At 70.3% G+C, this 21,799-nt stretch carries 17 protein-coding genes; 6 read left to right on the forward strand and 11 right to left on the reverse strand.

The window, feature by feature from the left end:
* Positions 1–202 precede the first annotated feature (202 nt).
* Positions 203–2,503, reverse strand: coding sequence for a glycoside hydrolase family 6 protein (locus ACTOQ1_RS03940; protein ID WP_440064476.1), 2,301 nt, complete (start codon positions 2,501–2,503; stop codon positions 203–205).
* 443 nt (positions 2,504–2,946) lie between these two features.
* The gene (gene ppgK / locus ACTOQ1_RS03945; protein WP_440064477.1) at positions 2,947–3,678 is read right to left on the reverse strand and encodes a polyphosphate--glucose phosphotransferase; all 732 of its coding nucleotides are present in this window, start codon (positions 3,676–3,678) and stop codon (positions 2,947–2,949) included.
* A gap of 130 nt (positions 3,679–3,808) precedes the next feature.
* Between ppgK and ACTOQ1_RS03950 the strand changes: the two genes are divergently transcribed.
* Complete coding sequence (locus ACTOQ1_RS03950; protein ID WP_440064479.1) at positions 3,809–4,324, forward strand: hypothetical protein; 516 nt, start codon at positions 3,809–3,811, stop codon at positions 4,322–4,324.
* Between the two features lie 63 nt (positions 4,325–4,387).
* Here the strand turns inward: ACTOQ1_RS03950 and ACTOQ1_RS03955 are convergent, their stop codons facing one another.
* From ACTOQ1_RS03955 to ACTOQ1_RS03970, 4 genes are all read right to left on the reverse strand, one after another.
* Positions 4,388–5,362 (reverse strand): hypothetical protein, encoded by a 975-nt coding sequence (locus ACTOQ1_RS03955; protein WP_440064480.1) that lies wholly within the window; start codon positions 5,360–5,362, stop codon positions 4,388–4,390.
* Between the two features lie 37 nt (positions 5,363–5,399).
* Positions 5,400–5,951, reverse strand: a complete 552-nt coding sequence (locus ACTOQ1_RS03960) for a hypothetical protein (RefSeq protein WP_440064481.1) — start codon at positions 5,949–5,951, stop codon at positions 5,400–5,402.
* A gap of 476 nt (positions 5,952–6,427) precedes the next feature.
* Positions 6,428–7,408, reverse strand: a complete 981-nt coding sequence (locus ACTOQ1_RS03965) for a LacI family DNA-binding transcriptional regulator (RefSeq protein WP_362681620.1) — start codon at positions 7,406–7,408, stop codon at positions 6,428–6,430.
* 85 nt (positions 7,409–7,493) lie between these two features.
* Positions 7,494–9,131 (reverse strand): ABC-F family ATP-binding cassette domain-containing protein, encoded by a 1,638-nt coding sequence (locus ACTOQ1_RS03970; protein ID WP_440064483.1) that lies wholly within the window; start codon positions 9,129–9,131, stop codon positions 7,494–7,496.
* 336 nt (positions 9,132–9,467) lie between these two features.
* Between ACTOQ1_RS03970 and ACTOQ1_RS03975 the strand changes: the two genes are divergently transcribed.
* Positions 9,468–10,202: a hypothetical protein gene (locus tag ACTOQ1_RS03975; RefSeq protein WP_440064485.1), complete on the forward strand. Its 735-nt coding sequence runs from the start codon at positions 9,468–9,470 to the stop codon at positions 10,200–10,202.
* A 187-nt stretch (positions 10,203–10,389) separates the two neighbouring features.
* Positions 10,390–11,541, forward strand: coding sequence for an acyl-CoA dehydrogenase family protein (locus tag ACTOQ1_RS03980; RefSeq protein WP_440064487.1), 1,152 nt, complete (start codon positions 10,390–10,392; stop codon positions 11,539–11,541).
* A 46-nt stretch (positions 11,542–11,587) separates the two neighbouring features.
* On the opposite strand, the gene ACTOQ1_RS03985 is transcribed toward ACTOQ1_RS03980, so the two are convergent.
* The 4 genes from ACTOQ1_RS03985 to ACTOQ1_RS04000 all read right to left on the reverse strand — a co-directional run bounded on the left by ACTOQ1_RS03985 (position 11,588) and on the right by ACTOQ1_RS04000 (position 16,647).
* Positions 11,588–12,628: a family 2 encapsulin nanocompartment cargo protein polyprenyl transferase gene (locus ACTOQ1_RS03985; protein WP_440064488.1), complete on the reverse strand. Its 1,041-nt coding sequence runs from the start codon at positions 12,626–12,628 to the stop codon at positions 11,588–11,590.
* 62 nt (positions 12,629–12,690) lie between these two features.
* On the reverse strand, positions 12,691–13,986 hold the full coding sequence (locus ACTOQ1_RS03990) for a family 2B encapsulin nanocompartment shell protein (RefSeq protein WP_440064489.1): 1,296 nt from the start codon (positions 13,984–13,986) through the stop codon (positions 12,691–12,693).
* 580 nt (positions 13,987–14,566) lie between these two features.
* Positions 14,567–15,766, reverse strand: a complete 1,200-nt coding sequence (locus ACTOQ1_RS03995; protein ID WP_440064491.1) for a glycosyltransferase family 4 protein — start codon at positions 15,764–15,766, stop codon at positions 14,567–14,569.
* Positions 15,763–16,647, reverse strand: a complete 885-nt coding sequence (locus tag ACTOQ1_RS04000; RefSeq protein WP_440064492.1) for a sulfotransferase family protein — start codon at positions 16,645–16,647, stop codon at positions 15,763–15,765. The genes ACTOQ1_RS03995 and ACTOQ1_RS04000 overlap by 4 nt, the downstream gene beginning before the upstream one ends.
* A 244-nt stretch (positions 16,648–16,891) precedes the next feature.
* Here ACTOQ1_RS04000 and ACTOQ1_RS04005 point away from each other — a divergent pair, with 244 nt between their 5' ends.
* The 3 genes from ACTOQ1_RS04005 (at position 16,892) to ACTOQ1_RS04015 (ending at position 20,014) form a co-directional block, all read left to right on the forward strand.
* On the forward strand, positions 16,892–17,326 hold the full coding sequence (locus ACTOQ1_RS04005; RefSeq protein ID WP_440064494.1) for a hypothetical protein: 435 nt from the start codon (positions 16,892–16,894) through the stop codon (positions 17,324–17,326).
* A gap of 113 nt (positions 17,327–17,439) precedes the next feature.
* The gene (locus ACTOQ1_RS04010; protein WP_440064496.1) at positions 17,440–18,303 is read left to right on the forward strand and encodes an NAD(+)/NADH kinase; all 864 of its coding nucleotides are present in this window, start codon (positions 17,440–17,442) and stop codon (positions 18,301–18,303) included.
* A gap of 271 nt (positions 18,304–18,574) precedes the next feature.
* Entirely contained in the window at positions 18,575–20,014 is a 1,440-nt protein-coding gene (locus ACTOQ1_RS04015; RefSeq protein ID WP_440064497.1) for a pectate lyase family protein, read from the forward strand.
* A 192-nt stretch (positions 20,015–20,206) separates the two neighbouring features.
* Here ACTOQ1_RS04015 and ACTOQ1_RS04020 read toward each other — a convergent pair whose 3' ends face one another.
* Complete coding sequence (locus ACTOQ1_RS04020) at positions 20,207–21,733, reverse strand: glycoside hydrolase family 53 protein (protein WP_440064498.1); 1,527 nt, start codon at positions 21,731–21,733, stop codon at positions 20,207–20,209.
* Positions 21,734–21,799 lie beyond the last annotated feature (66 nt).

The following is a 21,799-nucleotide window of genomic DNA, read 5'->3' on the forward strand; positions in this document are numbered from 1 at the left end:
ACCCGCGGCCGCGAAGGCGCGTGTGAGGCTCCACACCTGAAGGCCCCTGTGCGAAGGCCCGACCGACCATGCTGCCCGAGCCGCCGCTCCACCGCATCCCAATAAAAGGAGGCGGCCCCGCCTCCCCGGGGCCGGGGTGACGGGGCCGCCGTGTTCGGGACCCATCCGGGTCCCGCGGGAGCGGGACCGGAGGGTCAGCGGGTTACGGGAGCGGCGGGTAGGCGTTCTGGAGCAGCTGGCGGAACTGGGCGGAGAACCACTTGCCGGAGATCGGCGCGTCGGCCAGGGCACCGCTCATGTTGTGGCCGTTGCGGTCGTTGCCCTCGTAGGCCGGGTCGCACATCTCGTCGAAGCCCTTGCCCTCGTTGTTCGGGATCGGCTCGCTGGAGCCGTCGGACTCGCCCGGGGGCTTGATCCAGACGTAGGCGTCCAGACCGGTGGCGGGGTTGGCCCGCGGGCGCTCGCCCAGTCCGGCACCGCTCTGGTTGCACCAGTTGCCGGCGTGGAACCTGCGGTCGACGCGCGACTGGTCGACGAAGGTGTTCACGTTCGTCGAGGTGCTGGGAGCGGCCGGGCGGGCCGAGCCTCCCCAGCCGTTGCGGGAGGTGTCGATCAGCATGCCGAGGTTGGACCTGAAGCCCTTCTGGATCAGCGTGGTCCTGAAGGCCTGGGCGAAGGAGAGCTCGTCGACGTAGAAGTTCCAGTCCAGCCACTCGGACTGGCGGACGCTCTGGCCGTTGACGGTGGTGTTGATGGTGAAGTGCGGCTCGCGCAGCGCCGAGTAGTTGGCGGTGTTGGTGATGAAGCCGTCCACGCTGTCGAAGCCCGCGGCGGTGCCGGCGACGGTGCTCGCGAACAGGTCGGCGGCCGGGCCGAAGTTGCTGTCCCAGCCGAGCCAGCCGTGGTGCCCGGCGTCGACGTAGGTGTAGACGTTCTTGATCGCGTGCAGCTTGTCCAGGGCGTAGCGGACGCCGTTGACGTAGGCGCCGCTGTCCTTGGCCTCCTGGCACTTCGCCAGGTTGAGGTTGGTGACCAGGTTCGGCAGCGAGTCGATCTCGACGATCGTCGAGATCCGCAGACCGGCGTACTTCGACTCGCCCATGATCGCGGCGATCGGGTCGATGTACTCGGTCTTGTAGCGGTTCAGACCGTTCTCGGCGATGAGCAGCTCACCGTTGGACGAGAGCGCCGAGCAGTCGCGGTTGGGCAGGTTGTAGATGACGACCTGGATCGTCAGCGGCCTGCTGCCGTTGGCCGCGTCCTGCTCCAGGGCCTCGTCCAGGTGCTCGCGCAGGCCCATGGCCGAGGAGGAGCCCGCGATGGCGGCGATGCGGTCCAGCCACACGCCGGTGGAGATGTCGGCGATCGCGTCGCCACCGGGCTCGGCGGCGGCCTTGGACGACCAGTCGGGGTTCACGTAGCCGTCGGCTCCGTCGTACGGGTTGTCGACGTGCGTGATCGGCGTCGTGTCGCCGTCGTCGTCGGCCTCGGTCACGGCGACGGAGGCACCGGTGTGGCCGGTGGCGGCGGCCGCGACGGTGGCGGTGCCGTTCGCCTCGTCGGCGTCCTGGGCCGCCGAGACCGTCACGTTCTGCGCCACGTTCCAGTTGCCGGGGGTGAAGAGCAGCGTGGAGGGCGTGATGGTGAGGTCCGCGTCACCCGTCTTGGTCAGGTTGACCGTGACGTTGCCGCTCGGCGCCTGGCTGAGCCTGAAGCTGGTCGTCCTAGAGGCGCCCTCGGGAACGCTGAGGGAGGCCGGGGAGGCGATGATCGACGGCGTCGGGGTGCCACCCACGGTGAAGGGGACCGCGGCGGTCTGGGTGGACAGCGCCGGGGAGGCGTTGTCGAAGGCCTTGGCGCTGGCCGTGTGGGAGCCGGACGACAGGCCGGTGGCGGAGTAGGAGTAAGGAGCGCTGGTGTCGGTGTTGACCAGCGCGCCGTCGACGTAGAACTCCACCTTGCTGACGGAGCCGTCGTCGCTCGCGGTCGCCGCGAGCGGCACCGCGGCACCGGCCTGGTGGGTGGATCCGGAGGCGGGGCTGGTCAGGCTGACCGTGGGGGGCTGGTTGACCGGGTTCTGCCCGCCGCAGGTCACGCCGTTGACCGTGAAGGCGGCGGGTTTGGGGTTGCTCCCGTTCCACGACCCGTTGAAGCCGATGCTGGTGGAGGCGCCGGTGGCGAGGGCGCCGTTCCAGGAGAGGTTCCTCGCGGTGACCTGGGTGCCCGACTGGGCCCAGGTCGCCGACCAGCCCTGCTGGACGGTCTGCCCGGCGGTGAAGGCGAAGCCCAGGGTCCAGCCGTTGAGCGGGTCACCAAGGTTCTTGAGGGTGACGCTGGCGGTGAATCCGCCCTGCCAGTCGTTGGTGGTGTAGGCGACGTCGCAGGCGACTGCGGCGTGCGCCGTGGCGGCTTGCCCGGTGGCGAGACCGGCGGCGGCCACGAGCATGGCCGCCGTGGCCGCAAGCCGGTTGCGCCAGGCATGGCGGCGCGGATTGACTGTCATTCGTGATCATCTCCAGGAGGATGGTGGGAGCGCTCCCATATTCCGGATGTTTCACGGATGTGTACAGCTTGTTGCACGTCTGAGGCTCTCGAATAGGGCCGTCCCAGCCTCTGACCTCACCGAACAGATTTCTAGCACGATGAAAGTTTCAGACTCCTCTTCGGAGCCTCTCCCGGACGGTGCGCGACGGCCGCCGCCGAACCCTCAGGCAGACGCCGCAGACGCCGCAGACGCCGCAGACTCCCCGGCCTCCGCCGGGCGCTCGCCGCCGTTCCCGATCCCCGCCGCTCCCCGCCGTTCCCGCCCCTCGCCGTTCCCGCTCCTCGCCGCCGTTCGCGGTCCCCGCCGACCCCCCGCCGTTCCCGATCCCCGCCGCTCGCCCGTGGCATACGCCGACCTCCCCGGGCCGCCTGCGCGAAGCGCGCACCCGGGTAGGGCCGCCGCTACCCCACGGCCGCCATGGCGGCGCCCACGATGCCCGCCTCGTTCTGAAGACCCGCCGGGACGATCGGGGTGCGCAGCTTGATATGGGGCAGGAACTTGTCGGCTTTCTTGCTGACCCCTCCGCCGATGATGAACAGCGACGGGGAGAACAGCGCCTCGACGTGTTCCAGATACTCCTGCACCCTCTCGGCCCACTCGTCCCATTCGAGGTCGTGCGCCTCGCGGGCGTGGTCGGAGGCGCGCTTCTCGGCCTCCTTGCCCCTGATCTCCAGGTGGCCGAGCTCGGTGTTGGGCACCAGGCGGCCGTCCATGAGCAGGGCGCTGCCGATCCCGGTGCCGAAGGTCAGCAGCATCACCACGCCCGTTCTGCCCTTGGCGGCGCCCGCCGCCACCTCGGCCAGGCCGGCCGCGTCGGCGTCGTTCAGCACGGCCGTCGGCAGCCCCGTCGCCTTGGTGAACAGCTGCCGCGCGTCCGTGCCGATCCAGTCCTTGTCCACGTTGGCGGCCGACCTGGCGACCCCGTCGACCACGATCCCCGGAAAGGTCACCCCCACCGGCCCGTCCCAGGCGAAGTGCTCGACGATCTCCGCCACCACCGCGGCCACGGCCTCGGGCCTGGAGGGGTCCGGCGTGGGGATGCGCAGCCGCTCCCGCGTCAGCCGCCCCTTCGCGACGTCCACCGGCGCGCCCTTGATCCCCGACCCGCCGATGTCGATTCCCAGCGCTTCCATGTACTTACCTCCTGTTGACTCCCCCTTCCCCCTGATAGGCGGCTGATACTCGTTTGCAGTGAGCGGTCAACCCGGCTGAAAGCGGTCCGTCACACACTGTGGACACAGCAGCCGGAAAGGAACCCCTCCCATGACGATCAGCCGCCTCCTCACAGGACTCGCCCTCGCCACCGCCCTCGTCTCCATCGCCCCGGCGACCGCCCTGGCGGCGACCGCCCAGGCGCCGACCGGCCCGGCCACCACCGGCACGACGGCGGCGCAGGGCGCCGGCCCGTGGGGCACCTACTACGCCCCCGGCAGGAGGGCGAAGGCGAAGGGCTCACTGACCGTCTCCGGCGAGGACCACGCGGACATCCCCGCCGCCGAGAGAGGCAGGATCTCCGGCAAGGTCTACGACCTGACGAAGGGCCCCTCCTGCGGCTGGGCGGTCTTCCGCCTCACCTACCGGAGCGCCGACGGCAAGAACCTGCCGTTCAAGCACCGCAGCATCGTCGACTGCTCGTACGGCACCCCGAAGTCGTTCACGTTCACCCAGCGCGACCTCTACCAGGTCGAGCTCAAGGTCTGCTCCGAGGCCAAGGCCGCCAAGCCCTCCCTGAACTGCCTGTACGCGGGCAGCTGGAAGGTCCTCTACGTCTCGAAGTGAGCGACGGGCGGGTCTCCCCGCCCGTCCGGCACGGCCACCGGGCCGCCGTCCCGACGCGGAGCGTCAGCTCGTCGGGGCGGCGGCCCGGCGCCTGCGGCGCACCATGAGGCCGAGGGCGGTGACGGGCACGATCACTCCGGCCACCAGCCCCACCAGGGGCAGGTGGTTCTCGTCGGGCTCGACGGAAAAGCCCTGGCCCTCCGCCGGGAAGGTGAAGGTGGCGGTGACCGCCCGTTTCACCATGCCGCTCGTCAGGGTGACCTTGCCCTTCCACGGGCCTTCCGGCATGCGCCGGTCCATGGTCACGGTCACCGGAGCGACGGCGCCGGGAAGCAGCGTGACCCCCAGGTCGGCGGGGAAAGGCCCGGCCTGCAGGCCACCGGGGCCGTCCGTCAACGACAGCGCCCCGTTCATGTCCAGGGTCCGCCCTCCGGTGTTACGGATCAGTGCCAGCAGTTGCGGGCTGCCGTCCGCGGCGCGCATGGGCGTCAGTTTCTCGATGCGGAAGTCCGACGGCGGTTCCCCGCCCGGCCCGACATCGAGGTAGACGCGGATCCCGACCCGGTTGACGACGCGCACGGGGTGGGAGTCGTTGGCTTCGGCGGCGACCTCCGCCCAGACCACGGCGAACCGCTCACCACGCGAGGCGACGAGCGGCACCTTGATCGTTACCTGGGCGGTCGCCGTGCCCCCCGGCGGCAGGTCGACCGAGTCGCGGTCGAGCGAGATCCAGCTCACCAGCTCGTTCCTGGGGCGGCCCGCCGGTGCGTGGAAACCGTTCCGCACGACGTTGGCGGCGGCCGGATACAGGCTGACGTGCTGCGGTTTCCTGGACGTGTTGGAGATCTCCACCTTCCGCTGGATGGTGGTGCCCGGATGGAGATGGTCGACGATGTAGGAGAGCGCGCGAGGATCGCCGCGACGGCTGACCGGTGCTTCGAGAAGGCGGATGCCGATCGTGCCCCGGGGGTCGGCCGCGACCAGGCTCTCCCCGGCCGGCACACCGGCCGACGCGCCGGCCACGCTGGAACACAGCACGGCCAGCAGCGTCAGCGCGAACGGTCCAGCGATCCGGCTATGCCACCTGATGTGTCACCGTCCCGGTGTAGTCGCCGATCTGCGCCGTGATGGGAATGTTGACGATCAGCGTGGGGTTCCACGTGGCCGTGCTGCCTCCCGTGCCTCCCGTGTGGGCCATGGCCGGGATGGCGGTCAGCGTGGTACCCGTCATGGGGACCGCGTCGCCCACCGTGGGCTGTCCGGGGATGAAGGTGCCGCCGCCGGTGGTGGCGGTCGTCGGCCCGGACCAGTACTCCAGGGAGGCGAAGGGAATCGTCAGCGCGGCGGCGGTGAAGTCCGTCGCGAACACCGTCGCGGTCCAGACCGAGTCGGCCCCACCGCGGGTGTCGGAGACCGACACGGGGCCGATCTGGCCGGTGAGCGTGCCACCGGGGGGAGCCGAACCGAGGTCGATCGGGCCGGCCGGCGCGACGATGTCCAGGCTTCCCGCCTCCACGGAGAAGGTGACGATGGTGTCGGCGGTGGGGGCGGCCACCGCCGGTGCCGCCAGGATGACCATCAAAGCGCCTACGCCCGCCGAGGTGAGCGCGGCAAATCTCTTACGCAAGATCTCTTCCTTCCGAATGACGAAGCATGTCTTCGGGGGGCGGCAAGCCATGGATCTTCCACACTTGTCGCGATAACTGTAAGAGATCAATAACTACTCAGAGTGACGAAAACGGCAAACGGGAGGCCCCGAGATGTTCCGGTGCGGGCCAAAGCGCCGGACCGCGGCGAAAGGGACGCGCGATGCCCCTCCGGCGAGCCCGCGGAGGGTGCGAACCGGTCGCGCGAGCCACCCCGGGCCGGGGGAGCACGTGGGCCGCCTCCAGCCGCGGAGGATCACTTCCGGGAAACTCTGAACATTTTACCTTCTCGTTTACGACATATATTTGTAACAAGCGAACGAAGATCCGGAAGATGGCGACGCCCGCATGCCGGATGGTCCGTGAACGGGACCCGAGGCGGGCGACCGGAACGGGCCCGGCGGTGCGGCGACCGCCGTCCCCGGCCTCGGAGCACGGGGAGGACCGGCGAGGCCCCTCAGCGCCTGACCGGGCCGGTCGAGGCCCTGACCACCAGCTCGGGCTCGAAGAGCAGCTCGTCGGCCGGCACCAGGGCCTTGTCGATCTGGGCGGCGAGAAGGTCGACGACCGCGCGGCCCATCGCGTCGATCGGCTGGCGCAGCGTCGTCAGCGGCGGGTCGGTGCAGTTCATCAGCGCGGAGTCGTCGTAGCCGATCACGGAGACGTCGTCGGGCACGGAGAGCCCCGCCCTGCGGGCCGCCCTTATCGCGCCCAGGGCCATCACGTCGCTGGCGCAGATGACGCCGGTCACCCCCTTGCGTATCAGCCGCGCGGCCGCCGCGTGCCCCCCTTCCAGGGAGAACATGGTGTGCTCCACGAACTCGGGGTCGAGGTCCGCCGCGTCCAGCTTGCGCCGGGAGGGCACGTGGTCGGGAGGGCCGAGCACCATGCCGATCCGCTCGTGGCCCAGCGACCGCAGGTGGCCCAGCGCCATCTCGGCGGCGGCCACGTCGTCGCAGGAGACCTGGGGGAAGGCGAGGTGCGCGACCGCGGCGTTCACCAGCACGGTCGGCAGGCGCCGCTCCCGCAGCAGCTCGTAGTGCTCGTGGGAGGCGTCCGCCTGGGCGAACAGGCCTCCGGCGAAGACCACACCGGACACCTGCTGCTGGAGCAGCAGATCGACGTACTCCGCCTCGGAGACGCCCCCCAAGGTGCGGGTGCACAACACGGAGGTGAACCCTTGCTGGGCCAGCGCACCCCCGACGACCTCGGCGAAAGCGGGGAAGATGGGGTTCTGCAGCTCGGGCAGGACGAGCCCGACCAGCCGCGCCCTGTCACCGCGCAGCTGGGTCGGCCGCTCGTAGCCGAGCACGTCGAGCGCCGTGAGAACGGCCTCACGGGTCGCCTCGGACACCCCGGGCTTCCCGTTGAGCACGCGACTGACCGTCGCCTCGCTCATCCCGACCTTCTTGGCCACTTCTGCAAGCCGTCGCGTCATGATGAAACTATAAGGCAAGAGAAGCAATTACTTGCGGCTGCTTGCGAAAGTTACGTCAACAGTCAGGTCCGGCGGGCCGTCCCGGTCAGCTTTCGGCGATCCTGCCGCCGTCGACGTGGACCCGCCGGGTGGTGTGCACCGCCTCCAGCATCCGGCGGTCGTGAGTGACCAGCAGCAGCGTACCGGGATAGGAGGCGAGCGCGGACTCCAGTTGCTCGATCGCGGCCAGGTCCAGATGGTTGGTCGGCTCGTCGAGCACGAGGAGGTTCACCCCGCGCGCCTGGAGCAGCGCCAGCGCGGCCCGGGTCCGCTCCCCCGGAGACAGGGTGACGGCCGGGCGCGGCACGTGCGCGGCGCGGAGCCCGAACTTGGCGAGCAACGTGCGCACGTCGCCGGGAACCATGTCGGGCACCGCGGCGCCGAAGGCCTCCACCAGGGGTTCGTCGCCGAGGAACAGCCCCCGCGCCTGGTCCACCTCGCCGACGACCACCCCGGGACCCAGCGAGGCGTTGCCCTCGTCCAGCGGGAGCCGGCCCAGCAGCGCGGCCAGCAGGGTCGACTTGCCGGAGCCGTTGGCGCCGGTGACCGCCACCCGCTCGGCCCAGCCGACCTCCAGGTTCACCGGGCCGAGGGTGAACGCGCCGCGCCGGACCACGGCGTCGCGCAGCGTCGCGACGACGGCCCCCGATCTCGGGGCCACCGCGATCTCCATGCGGAGCTCCCACTCCTTGCGGGGCTCCTCGACCTCTTCCAGCCGCTCGATCAGCCGCTCGGTCTGGCGGGCCTTCGCGGCCTGCTTCTCGGTCGCCTCGGTACGGAAGTTGCGGCCGACCTTGTCGTTGTCGGATGCCTTGCGCCGCGCGTTCTTGACGCCCTTCTCCATCCAGGCGCGCTGCATCCCCGCGCGCTGCTTGAGGGAGGCGACGGTGCCTGCGTACTCCTCGTACTCGTCGCGGGCGTGCCGGCGGGCGACCTCGCGCTCGGCGAGATAGGCCTCGTAGCCACCGCCGTGCACCCTGACCAGCTGCTGGGCGAGGTCGAGCTCGACGACCCGGTTCACGGTCCTGGCCAGGAACTCGCGGTCGTGGCTGACCAGGACGGTCCCGGCCCGCAGCCCGGTGACGAAGCGTTCGAGCCGTTCCAGCCCCTCCAGGTCGAGGTCGTTGGTGGGCTCGTCGAGCAGGAAGACGTCGTAGCGGCTGAGCAGCAGGGAGGCCATGCCCGCCCGCGCGGCCTGGCCGCCGGAGAGCGCCGTCATCGGCCGGTCGAGCTCCACGGCGAGGCCGAGCTCGGCGACGACCTCGGCGGCCCGGTCCTCCAGGTCGGCACCGCCCAGGGCGAGCCAGCGCTCCAGGCCGGTGGCGTAGGCGTCGTCCGCCCCCGGGGTTCCCTCCACCAGCCCCTGGGTCGCGGCGTCCAGCGCGCGCTGCGCGGCGGCCACCCCGGTACGGCGGGCCAGGAAGTCCGCGATCGTCTCGTCCGCGCGGCGCTCGCGCTCCTGGGGCAGGTAGCCGACCGACGCCGAAGGCGGGCTGAGCCGCACGGAGCCGTGCTCGGGCGGGAGCAGCCCCGCGAGGATCCGCATCAGGGTGGACTTGCCCGCGCCGTTCACGCCGACCAGGCCGACGACGTCGCCGGGGGCGACCACCAGGTCGAGCCCGGTGAAAAGCGCTCGGTCGCCGTGTCCGGCGGCCAGGTCCTTGGCGACGATGGTGGCACTCATACGCAAACGCTATCCGCCCGCCGGCACCGCGACGCCATGTCCGATATGTCTGTTATGACCGATTAGAGGCTCAGAATCCCCCGGCCGCCCAGCCCCACCCCATCCGCCGAACCCTATTCCCGACAAATCGGACATATCACGCTTATCGCAGAAAAATTTCTGGGGCCCGGCAACCGGCGGTTGACCTGGTCGTTTTTGCCGGGAAACGTTACCTTACGGAGATCTAAACCCTCTTTTTTCGACACTTCAGGCAACATCAGTCGCTTCTGTGCCGTCTTATGGGACGGGGACGGCCAACAGGTCGCCCCCGAAACGGGGAGAAGAGGAAGCATCTTGATGAAACGAATCGCCATCGGTCTGCTGTCAGCGGCGGTGAGCAGCTCGCTGCTCCTGTCCGCCGGAACGGCCTCCGCGGAGCGAGTCGCTCTCAGCGTGCGCATCGACAACGTGAACCCGAACCCGGTCGTCGTGAAGGGAGACGACGACAAGAGGGTCAGCATCGAGGTCCGCACCACCGAGGCCACCCGTGTCGAACTTCGCCTCAGGCCGGTCTCCGACCAGGCCCGCACCCTGGCGGCGCCGGAGCCCAGGCTCCTGCACAAGGGTGACCTCTGGCGCTTCACGACCAGCTTCGACGAGAACGACTTCGAGGGTCGCTGGGTCGCGATCGCCGACGCGTACGACAAGGACGGCAAGAAGGTGACCGACGAGGTCAACTTCTCCGTCGTCCACGAGAAGGCCGAGAAGGCCGACACCCGGATCTACCGGTTCTCCGCGAACCCCGGGACCGTCCGCAAGGGTCGCACGGTCTACTTCACCGGCCGTCTCCAGGTCGACGACGACCGCTGGAAGGGCGTGCGCGGCGAGGAGGTGGAGATCTACTTCCGCAAGCGCGGTACCAACACGTGGAAGTTCGTCACCTCCCCCGACACCGGCTGGAAGGGCACCTTCCGCGCCAAGGCCCGCGCGTACAGCAGCGGCGAGTACCGCGCGATCTTCGACGGCAACGACGAGCTCTCCGAGAGCCGCAGCCGGTCCGACTGGGTGCGCGTCTACACCCGCCGCTGGTAGTCCCGCCTGACGGTCGCGCCGCGACCGGTCGGCAGTCGACGCGGAAGCCCGGGGCGACCCGGGCTTCCGTCGTTTCCGGCGTTTCCGGCGTTTCCGGCGTTTCCCGTGGTTCCCGGTGAGGTCTTCCGCTTGATCCCCCGGCTTTCGGGCAGTGGAGGGGGACGACGACCGGAGGGAAACCGCGCCGATGACGACGGGTGATTTCTACGACTACTCCGAGCTGCTGGAGGAGCACGAGAAGGAGATCGTGCTCCGGGTACGGGAGTTCATGGCGCAGGAGGTCGCGCCCATCGCGAACGAGGCGTGGACCAACGCGCGCTTCCCCCACCAGCTGATTCCCGAGTTCGCCAAGCTCGACATCGCGGGCCTGGCCTATCGGGGGGCACGCAGCCTGCTGACCGGGTTCGTGGTCCTGGAGATGAACCGGGTGGACCCGTCGATGGGCACGTTCTTCGGTGTCCACAACGGTCTGGCGATGGGCAGCGTCGACCGGCTGGGCTCGGAGGAGCAGCGGGAGCGATGGCTGCCGCCGATGGCGGCGATGGAGAAGATCGGGGCGTTCGCGCTGACGGAGCCCGAGGGAGGATCCGACGTCGCGGCGGGGCTGCGCACGACGGCCCGGCGCGAGGGCGACGTGTGGGTGCTCAACGGGGCCAAGCGCTGGATCGGCAACGCGACCTTCGCCGATCTGATCGTGGTGTGGGCCAAGGACGAGGCCGACGGCCAGGTCAAGGGATTCGTGGTCGAGAAGGGCACGCCCGGCTTCGCCGCCACGAAGATCGAGAACAAGATAGCCCTGCGCACGGTCCAGAACGCCGACATCACGCTCACCAACTGCCTGGTGCCGGAGATCAACCGGCTGCAGAGGGCCAACGGCTTCCGCGACACCGGCACCATCCTGCGGCAGACCCGGGGAGGCGTGGCGTGGCAGGCGGTGGGCTGCATGACGGGCGCCTACGAGCTCGCGCTGGAGTACGCCAGGACGCGCGAGCAGTTCGGGCGGCCGATCGCGGGATTCCAGCTCGTGCAGGACCTGCTCGTGCGGATGCTGGGCAACGTCACCTGCTCGCTGGGCATGGTGGTGCGGCTGGCACAGCTCCAGGACGCGGGCGTCTACAAGGATGAGCACTCGGCCATGGCCAAGGCCTTCTGCACGGCGCGGATGCGCGAGGCCGTGGGATGGGCCAGGGAGATCCTGGGTGGCAACGGCATCGTCCTCGACTACGACGTCGGCCGCTTCGTGGCCGACTCCGAGGCGATCTACTCCTACGAGGGGACGCGCGAGATCAACACCCTGATCGTGGGACGGGCGATCACCGGTACGAGCGCCTTCGTCTGAGCCCCCTCGCCGGAGCGTCGCCGACGCCAGGCGTACGACGCTCCGATCAGTGGTCGCGGCGGGTGACGAGACGGGCGAGTGCGGTCAGCTCGGCGGCGGGCCGGGACAGCGCGCCCGCGGCCGCCAGGTGGCGCAGGGCCCGTGCGAGCAGCTCGTCGGCCTCCACCTGGGTCCAGGCCCGCCCGCCCGCCGCCTCGACGAGCTCGGCCGCCCGGACCAGTTCGGCGTCGGAGAGCGGCTGCTTTCGGTGGTAGAGGCCGGCCAGCTCCTGTCCGGCCGGGGTGCCGGAGGTCAGGGCGGCGACGACCGGGATGGACTTCTTGCGGCTGCGCAGGTCCGAGTGGACCGGCTTGCCGGTCGCCTCGGGGTCTCCCCAGATGCCCAGCAGGTCGTCGACGAGCTGGAACGCCAGCCCCAGGTCCCGGCCGAAGGCGACGAAGTGCTCGACCTGCTCGGGGCCGCCGCCGCCGAACAGGGCGCCGAGTCCGCAGGCGCAGCCCAGCAGGGCACCGGTCTTGCCGGCCGCCATGCTCATGCACTCGGCCGGCCCGACATCCCGGCGTTCCTCGAAGGCGACGTCCGCGCTCTGGCCGTCGAGCAGTTCCTGGACCGCGGTGCTGAAAATCCGGGTCGCCTCGGCGGTGCCCGGGTGTCCTCCGGTCGCGAGCACGTCGAAGGCGAGCGTCAGCAGCGCGTCACCGGCCAGGATGGCCGGGCTGACCCCGAAGACGGCCCAGGCCGTGGGGCGGTGGCGGCGGGTCCGGTCACCGTCCATCACGTCGTCGTGCAGGAGGGAGAAGTCGTGCACCAGCTCGACGGCGGCCGCAGGCCGGAGCGCCGAGACCGCGGTGCCGCCGACGGCCTCCGCCGACAGCAGGGCCAGCGCGGGGCGGATCGCCTTGCCCCCGCCGGTCGTGGACGGCCGGCCCTGCTCGTCCCACCAGCCGAAGTGGTATCCGGCGATGCGCCTCATCGACGCGGGCAGCGTGTCGGCCGCCGGGCGCAGGGTCGCCTCGACCATGTCCCGGCTCCAGGCCAGCACCTCGCCCGCGGACCGTCCGTCCGTCGACGTCTCGATGGTCGTCATGATCGCTCTCCCTCGCTTAGCGGCCGGTCCGAAGCCCTGTCGTCGCCTGTCCTCACCTTTCGTCAGTGGCCGATCTCGACGTCTTCCAGGATGCCGAGCGCGTCGGGCACCAGGACGGCGGCGGAGTAGTAGGCGCTGACCAGGTAGGAGATGATCGCCTTCTCGCTGATGCCCATGAAGCGGACCGACAGGCTGGGCTGGTACTCGTCGGGGATGCCGGTCTGGTGCAGGCCGATGACCCCCTGGTTGTCCTCGCCGACGCGCATGGCCAGGATCGAGGTGGTGCGGGTCTCGGTGATGGGGATCTTGCTGCAGGAGAAGATGGGGACGCCACGCCAGGCGGGCACCCCGCTGCCGCCGACGTCGACGCCCTGCGGGTAGAGCCCGCGCGCGTTGCACTCGCGGCCGAAGGCGGCGATGGCGTGCGGGTGGGCCAGGAAGAAGCTCGTGCTCCTGCGGCGGCTGAGCAGCTCGTCGAGGTCGTCGGGGGTGGGCGGGCCGGTGCGGGTGTGGATCCGCTGCTTGAGGTCGGCGTTGTGCAGCAGCCCGAACTCACGGTTGTTGATCAGCTCGTGCTCCTGCCGCTCGCGCAGCACCTCGATCGTGAGCCGGAGCTGCTGCTCGATCTGGTCCATCGGGTCGTTGTAGAGGTCGGCCACCCGGCTGTGCACCCGCAGGACCGTCTGCGCGACGCTCAGCTGGTACTCGCGCGGGGAGAGCTCGTAGTCGACGAACGTGCCCGGCAGGTCGGCCTCTCCCTCGTGGCCGGCGGCCACCTCGACGGCGGCCTCGCCGTACTTGTTCTGCGGCCCGCGAGAGGCCGTCTCCCGCCGGCGCAGATGGGCCTGGAGCGGCTCCGCCTGCTCGGTCAGCTCCAGGAAGGCCTGCCGGGGCAGGACCATCGCCGTGCCGCTGGTGACCGCCTTGGCGGTGAACGGCCACTCGCCCTCGTCGCCGACCAGGGTGTCGTCGCCGAAGTGGTCGCCCGCGGCCAGCACGGTCAGCACGATCTCGTCGCCGTACGGCCCGGTGCCGACCTTGTTGACCTTGCCGTGCGCGATGAGCACGACCTCGTCGGCCGGTCGCCCCGCCTCCACGAGCACGTCGCCGGCCTGGAACTCCCGCTGGACGAACCGGCCCGCCAGCGCGTCGAGGACGTCGGAGTCGTCGAACCCGCGCAACAGGGGCAGCTCGCACAGCTCGGCCGGGATGACCGCCACCTGCGACCCGGAGTTGGTGAAGCTCACCCGCCCGTCGCCGATCGTGTAGGTCAGCCGCCGGTTGACGCGGTAGGTGCCGCCCGAGACCTGCGTCCAGGGGAGCATCCGCAGCAGCCACCGTGAGGTGATCTCCTGCATCTGGGGAGTCGACTTGGTCGTCGTCGCCAGGTTACGCGCGGCGTCCGTACTCAGACTCAGCTGCGACCGGCCAGCCTCGAACTCCGTCACAACACACCACCGATCCGTACTCGTACCGACAGGGGAAAGAAGACATGGATCAACCAGGGGGGCACGCCAATTACCCGCGACAGAAACGGCAGAATCGTTGACCCCCCGATGCGCGGAGCCCGGATATGGCCCGCCATCGTGGACGCCTCAATTTTGGGTTGCCCTTAAATATCTTGTCAAGCATTGAATACGATCCGGCCAATAATTAAAAAAGTCGCTATCGTCAAATGCCCGAAAAAGATTGAATGTCTTATTCATATCGGCGGTCCGGCTCATATGAAGGGCTTTGTGAGCTGGGAATATCCGTCATGCCAGACATCGTGCCGCGTATCCCCGGCGGCCGGCACGGTACAGCGGAAATCCCCTTCGCGCGGCATCGGAAATCCCGTGAACCACCCCGCCGGGAGGGCACGGCACGACGACGGCGAGAAAGGCGAAGTGCCGTCCCGGGCGACATCTCCCATAAAAGATGAAAATCAGGCAGAACCGGTCAGCGTAGCCGTTCCGGTGCGCGGCCCAGGAGTTCGGCGAAGAGGTTCTCCCAGAGCGGCATGATCACTTCGGGTGTGTAGTCACGCGCGGTGACGGCGGCGGCGGCCCCCATCCGCTCCCGCAGCCCCCGGTCCTCGATGAGCCGGATCATCGCCGCCGCCAGCGCGTCGACGTCCCGGGGAGGGACGAGCAGCCCGTCGACCCCGGGGGTCAGCACGTCGGCCGGACCGGTCGGGCAGTCGAAGGCGACGACGGGCAGCGCCTGGGTCATCGCCTCGATCATCACCATCGGCAGGCCCTCGAACCGTGAGCTGAGCACGTAGAAGGAGGCCTTGGCCAGCTCCTCGTCGAGACGGTCGGTCCGTCCCATCAGGGTGACGTTGTCACGAAGTCCGTACTCCTTCAGGAGCCCGCGCAGCGCGTCCTTCTTCGGGCCGGTGCCGTAGATGCGCAGCCGCCAGTCGGGGTGGTGGTCGACGACCTGCCGGAACGCGGGGATCAGCAGGTCGAAGCCCTTCTGCCCGACGAGCCGCCCGGCCGCGACCACGAGCCTGTCCTCCTGCCGGGAGAGCGGCTGCCGCACGAGGCCGACCGCGTTGGGGATGCGCACGACGGGGGTGCCGGGCAGGAGCTCCTGGTACTCCCTCCTGTCGGTCCCGGTGAGCACGGCCACCGCGTCCAGGTCTCCGTAGTGACGGGCGATCGCCGCCCGGACCGCCTCGGGGTGGGTGGCCAGGTTCATGTGCTCCTGGGCGATCCTGACGACGCTCGCGGGAGCGCGCCGGGCGGAGATGAGGTTCAGCGCGGGACGGGTGGTGACCAGGATGCCGTCCTGGAGCGCGGAGACGTAGTCGATGACGGCCCGCTCCACGCGCTCGGTGAAGTAGGAGGCCGCGAACTCCCCGGCGGGCACGATCTTGCCGCGGATCCGCCGCCAGGCCCTGCGCCCCACCGAGTCCGAGGGCCTGCCGTCCCGCTGGTCCGACAGCGCCAGCAGGCGGACACGCGCGTCGATCGGGAACTGGGGTGTCTCCCTGCGGCGCACCACGCTGACGATCTCGACGTCGTGCCCGGCGGCGGCCATCGCGTTCGCCTGGTTGATCACCGTGCGGATCGTCCCGCCCATGCCGTACGCGTGCAGGAGCATGTAGCGGATCTTCATGGCCGCGGGGGCTCCGGGCTCCCCGGGCGCCGTCACGTGGGCTCCGCGGCGCGCGGCAGGTATCCCCAGCTCTCGCACATCGGCCTGAGCGACTCGGGGATCTCCTCGGCCCTCGGCAGGTCGCGCGCGGGCTGCACGCTCCCCGAGCGGATCTTGTCCTTCCAGTCGCCGAGCCCCTTCTCGAGCACGGCCTGCTCGCCGTACGCCAGCATCTCCGGTTCCCAGGGGATGCCGAGGAATTCGCAGAGGCGGCGCGCCTCGGCCGCGGGGTCGGCGGTCAGGTCCTCGTAGCGCACGGTGCACCCGCTGAGCGCCCCCCGCGCCCGCTGCACGGCCTTCATGTAGCGCAGGGCGTCGAGCGCCGCCTCCTCGGGCGTCCTCTTGCCTGCGCCGGCCTCGTACCACGAACTCGCGACGGACGCCGGGTGGCGCAGCAGGAAGACGAACCGGGCGTCCGGCCAGCACGCGGCGATGCGCCGGTACGCGAAGGCGTTGGCCGGTGTCTTGTCCACGACGAACGTCTTGCCGCTCTTGACCAGCTCGCGGTGGAGCACGCGATCCCACAGCAGGTGTTCCAGGTCGGCCCGCTCGTGCCCGAGAGCCTCCATCGCCTTCTCCGCCAGCGAGGTGCCGAACTCCACCCGGAGCCTGCGCACGTGCAGCTCGTGCGGGGCGTGCAGCATGGAATGGGCGTTGAGCAGTGCTCTCAGGAGCGTGGAGCCGGACCTGACCGGCGAGAGGATGAAGATCGGGGCGACCAGCAGCCGGTCGACCTTCGGGTCCGCGGGCGGCCTGAACGCCTCCTCCGCGGCCGCGGGGGGCTTCACGGTGGCCGCCGGACCAACTTTCCCTACTCGGTTAATCTGGAATCCGGTGAGCCTGACAAGGGCGTCGTTGGCCTTGCGCTGCCATTCCATGCCCAGGGAGGGTAGCCACCTTTCCTGGCATTTAACTGTGTGTTCACTCAAGAACACCTCACCGTCCGCGGGCGTGCCCGCGCCTTTCCCGGCTCCCGGGGGAAGGGCGGAACGAGCCGGCGATTCACCCTCCCCCCGCGGGGTAGTGACACGTTCCCACAGCTCAGATGGCATGCGGCCGTTCAGCGACCATGCTCCGGCGCGCCTTCTCTGATCTACCGCGCCCCTTCGAGGAGGAGATCGAGTGACCCACGACGTACGGCCGGATCCGGCCTCCTCCCCTGCCTCGCCGGGCGCCTCGTCCCGGGCCGCGTCCCACGACGTCGACGACGCCACCGCCGAGGCCCTGGGAAAGCTATCCGAGGCGCTGGAGACGACCGAGCGGGCCCGCGGGCACCTCTACTCCTTCCATCAGCTGACCGGTCACGCCGACCTGCAGCTCGACGAGGCGGTGGAGCTGCTGCGCGCCGCGGGCCACCCCGAGATGGCCGACGTGGTGACCCGCGAGCTGATCGGCCTCGACGTCATCCCCGGCCGGTGGACCTTCCAGGTCGTGGAGGAGTACGAGGACGGCTACCACAGCGTCTTCACCGACGTGGAGAGACGGGTCAGGGAACGGCTGGCGGGCGGGCGCCGCCACCTCCACGAGGCGCGGATGAAGGAACGGCGCCAGCGCTGATCCGTCCCGCGCCCCCGGCCCCCCCGGGGTGCCGGGCACGCGCTCCCGGCCCTCACCGCCCACAGGGGATCGCGTCGTACGGGATCGGCGGCGGGCCACGTACAGTGTGAGGCATGGGGATGGTCAAGACCGTGGGGCTGGTTCTGCACCCGCAGCGCGATTCGAAGGTGGCCATCGACACGATCGTGGAGTGGGCCCGCGCCCGCGACGTCACGGTGCTGGGTCTGCCCGACGAGGTCGGGCGTATCGACTGCAGCGCGGTCTCGGTCGACGGCGCCACCCTGGTCGACCGCGCCGACCTGCTCGTCAGCCTCGGCGGCGACGGCACGATGCTGCGCACCATGCGCCTCATCTCGGGGCGCAAGACCCCCGTCCTCGGCGTCAACCTCGGCAAGCTGGGGTTCCTCGCGGAGATCGACGTCGACGAGCTGCCCCCCGCGCTGTCGGCCATCGACAACCACGACTACACGGTCGAACCGCGCATGGCGGTGCGGGCGGCCCTGCCCGACGGCACGGCGGTGACCGCGTTCAACGACATCGCCCTGGTGCGGATCCCGGGGGACGGGCTGTCGGCGGTGTCGATCACCGTGGAGGGGCACCCCTTCGTGCGCTACGCGGCCGACGCGGTGATCGTGGCCACTCCCACCGGGTCGACCGCCTACAGCTTCTCCGCGGGCGGTCCCATCGTGTCGCCGACGGTCGAGGGGTTCCTCGTGGTCCCCGCGGCGGCGCACTCGTCGTTCAACCGGGCCATCGTGCTGTCGGCCGACGAGCGGGTCATGCTCGACCTGCTGCCGACGAGCGGCCGTCTCGCCGTGGAGGTGGACGGCACGGTGGCCGCGCACCTCACGCCCGGGGACGGGCTCGGCGTCACCGCGATCCGCGCCGCCGCCTGGGTGGTCCGGCTCGGCCCGAAGAGCTTCTACGACCGCGCCCGCCGCAAGCTCCGCGTCAACGGCAGCGCCGAGGTCGACTAGACCTCCCGGAACCCTCGCACCGCCCCGGCGCCCGCCGGGCCGGGCTCTTTCCCGCACCCCCTCCGCCGGTCAGGAGCGCGACGGGAGCGGTCAGGTGACAGCGTCCGTCATGAAACTTTCAGGTCCCGCTTGACAGCTGGAAAGCGCTTACCTAACTTGTGGGTTGTTCGCTCACATGTACGCGAATCGCATATGTGAACGGCGAGTGCTCGCTGGGGGGACTCCGAACCGCAGGTCGTACCGGCCTGCCGGACCAGCAAGGAGCTCGACTGTGCTGTACAGAGCCAACGGGAAGGCGGCCGGCGTCCTCGTCGCCGTCGCCGCCCTCGCCCTGTCGGGAACGGTGGCCGGCGTCTCCGCCGCCTCCGCCGCCGCACCCGCTCCGGGAAACTACAACCTGGTGAACAACGGCAGCGGCCTGTGCCTGACCGGCGCCGGCTCCTCCGCCGGCGTCCAGCTCACCCAGAACGGCTGCGGCGGCGCGGGACAGGCGTGGACCGTGACCGGGAGCGGCACCCAGCTCAAGGCCGTCCACAGCGGCCTGTGCGCGGGCGTCAAGGACGCGAGCACCTCCGCGGGCAAGGCCGTCCAGCAGGAGAACTGCTCGGGCGCGTCGTCGCAGACGTGGAACCTGACCGAGTCCGGGTCGAACTACCGGGTGGTCAACGCCAACGGCGGCAAGTGCCTCAACATCAAGGACAACTCCACCTCCTCCGGCGCCCTCGTCCAGCAGAACTCCTGCGACTCCGTCGCCACCAAGCAGTGGCGGCTCGTCCCCGCGGGCGGCGGCAACCCCGACCCGACGGTCACCCCCACCCCCGGCCCGACACCCACGATCACCCCCACCCCCGGCAACCCGGGCGGCCTGGTCGGCTGGGCGACCCAGGGCGGCGGCACCACCGGCGGCGGCAACGCCTCGCCCACCACGGTCAGCAGCTCCTCGGCGCTGAGCAGCGCGCTCTCGTCGAGCGGCGCGGCCGTCATCCGGGTGTCGGGCACGATCTCCTGCTCCGGGATGCTCAGGGTCGGCTCCAACAAGACGATCATCGGCAACTCCGGCGCCACCATCGCGGGCTGCGGATTCAACATCTCCCAGGCCTCCAACGTCATCGTCCGCAACCTGTCCTTCCGCGACTGGAACGACGACGGCATCCAGGTCCAGTACTCGACCCGGGTCTGGATCGACCACAACACCTTCAGCAACGGCTACGACGGCGCCGTGGACGTCAAGCGGGCCAGTGACTACGTCACCATCTCCTGGAACAAGGTCACCAACCACGACAAGTCCATGCTGCTCGGCCACGACGACGGCAACGGCGGCGAGGACCGCGGGCACCTGCGGGTGACGTACCACCACAACTGGTTCGACGGCACCACCCAGCGCCACCCGCGCGTGCGCTTCGGCAACCCGGTGCACGTCTACAACAACTACTACGGAAGCGTCGGCGGCTACGGCGTGGCCTCCACCGAGGGCGCGGGCGTCCTGGTCGAGGGCAACTACTTCGAGAACACCGACGACCCCTACCACCTCGGCGAGGGAGACTCGGGACCGGGCACCCTGGTCGCCCGCAACAACCACTTCGTCAACTCCGGCAGCGGCCAGGCCGGCGGCAGCGTGGCCTCCATCCCCTACTCCTACTCCCTCGACACCGCCTCCAGCGTCAAGTCGATCGTGACCGGCGGCGCCGGTGCCGGCCGGATCTCCATCTGACGCCGACGCCCACCTGGATCCGACCCGCACCTGACCCGGGTCCGATCCGGATTCGAGAGGCGGCGGCAGCCGAGCGTGTCCGGGCCCCGCCGGGGCCCGGACACAAGCTTTCCGGCCGGACCCCGCGGGGTCCGGCCGGCGGCTTTCACGGCGACCGCGCGGAAGGAACGTCCTGCCGCGCGGACGCGAGGATCACTGGTGGGCGAACTGGGCGAGCGCGGGCAGCGCCCTGTCGGCGAAGTCGAACAATGCCTGGTTCTCCCAGCCGTTGCCCGAGGACGGGTCGGCCGGGTCCCAGCCGTTGCCGGCCACCGCGGTCCAGGTGGGCTCCCAGTAGACGGCGCCGAGCCCGCGCCCGCCGGGCACGGCCTGCACGATGCTCATCACGTCGCGCAGCATCGCCGACTGGCCCGCCGGTGAGGCCGGGTACCCGGGGTACGGGGTCGCCGCGGTGATGATGTTGGTGAGGCCGTCGTCGTTGCCTGTGGTGAAGGGGTAGGCGGTCTCGGCGAGCAGGACGGGCCTGCCGTAGCGGGACGCGATGTCGTTGATGTTGGCCTGGAACGCGCCGAGCGTGCCGTGCCAGTAGGGGTAGTAGGAGACGCCGATCACGTCGTAGTTCACGCCGTTGGCCGCGGCGCTGTCGAACCACCAGCGAAAGAGCCCGTTGTCGCCGCCCTCGGCCAGGTGCAGCACGACCTTGGTCGAGGAGGAGACGGCCTTGACCGCGCTGTGGCCCGCGTTGAGCAGCTGGGCGAGGTTGCCGAAGTTGGAGCTGCGGCCCTCCTCCCAGAGCATGCCGTCGTTGATCTCGTTCCCGACCTGGACCATGTCGGCGGTGGTGCCCTGCGCCTTCAGCGCGTTCAGCACGTCGTAGGTGTGGTCGTAGACGGCCGCCTTGAGCTGCGCGAACGAGTGTCCGGTCCACGCCGCGGGCTTGTACTGCTTGCCGGGGTCGGCCCAGGTGTCGGAGTAGTGGAAGTCGACCAGCAGGCGCATCCCCCGGGCCTTGACCCGCTGGGCCATGGCCAGCACCCGCGCCTTGTTGTTGTAGCCGTCGGCCGGGTTCACCCACACCTTCAGCCGGACGTAGTTGGCTCCGGCCGCCGCCAGGATCGCGAGGGCGTCGCCCCGCGTGCCCCCGGCGTCGTGGTACCTGCCTCCGTACGCCTCCGACTTGGGCAGGCTGGAGGTGTCGGCGCCCTTGACCGCCAGCGTCGCCGACCCCGCCGCGAAGGTGACGTCGTCGAAGTTGGCCCAGCCGCCCGCCGCGGCGGCGGAGCCGAGGACGATCGTGCACCGGCCGCCCGTCACGGTCTGGGTGACGGCGATCTGGATCCACTCCGACGAGCTGACCGGCACGTGGGTCCGCCTCTCGGCGGAGCCGCAGTTCCTCAGCGCGATCCAGCTCTGGCTCATGGTCCCGGACCTGACCCAGGCGCGGAGCGTGTAGGTGCCCCAGGCCAGCCCGGTCAGCGTCTGGTGGGTCTCGACGGTGTACGCGGCGGTGGACCAGTGCGACAGGCGGTAGGAGCCCGCGTGGCCGCCGGCCTCGGTGAAGTCGGCGGCGGCGGAGCCCGTGGTGCTCCACGAGGGCGGTGCGGCGACGCCGCCTCCACTCTCGAAGCCGCCGTTGGCGACCGTGGGAGCGGCTCGGGCCGGTAACGGCACCAGGACGGCGGCGGCACATGCCAGCAGTGCCACCAGGATCTTCTTCATGGGTCCTCACTTGGTCAGGAGTGATGTGGACGATCCCCGAAGACCCCGGGTGACGCGCCGCGGTCA

The sequence above is a fragment of the Streptosporangium sp. OZ121 genome (assembly GCF_051918885.1).
Taxonomy (GTDB): Bacteria; Actinomycetota; Actinomycetes; order Streptosporangiales; family Streptosporangiaceae; genus Streptosporangium.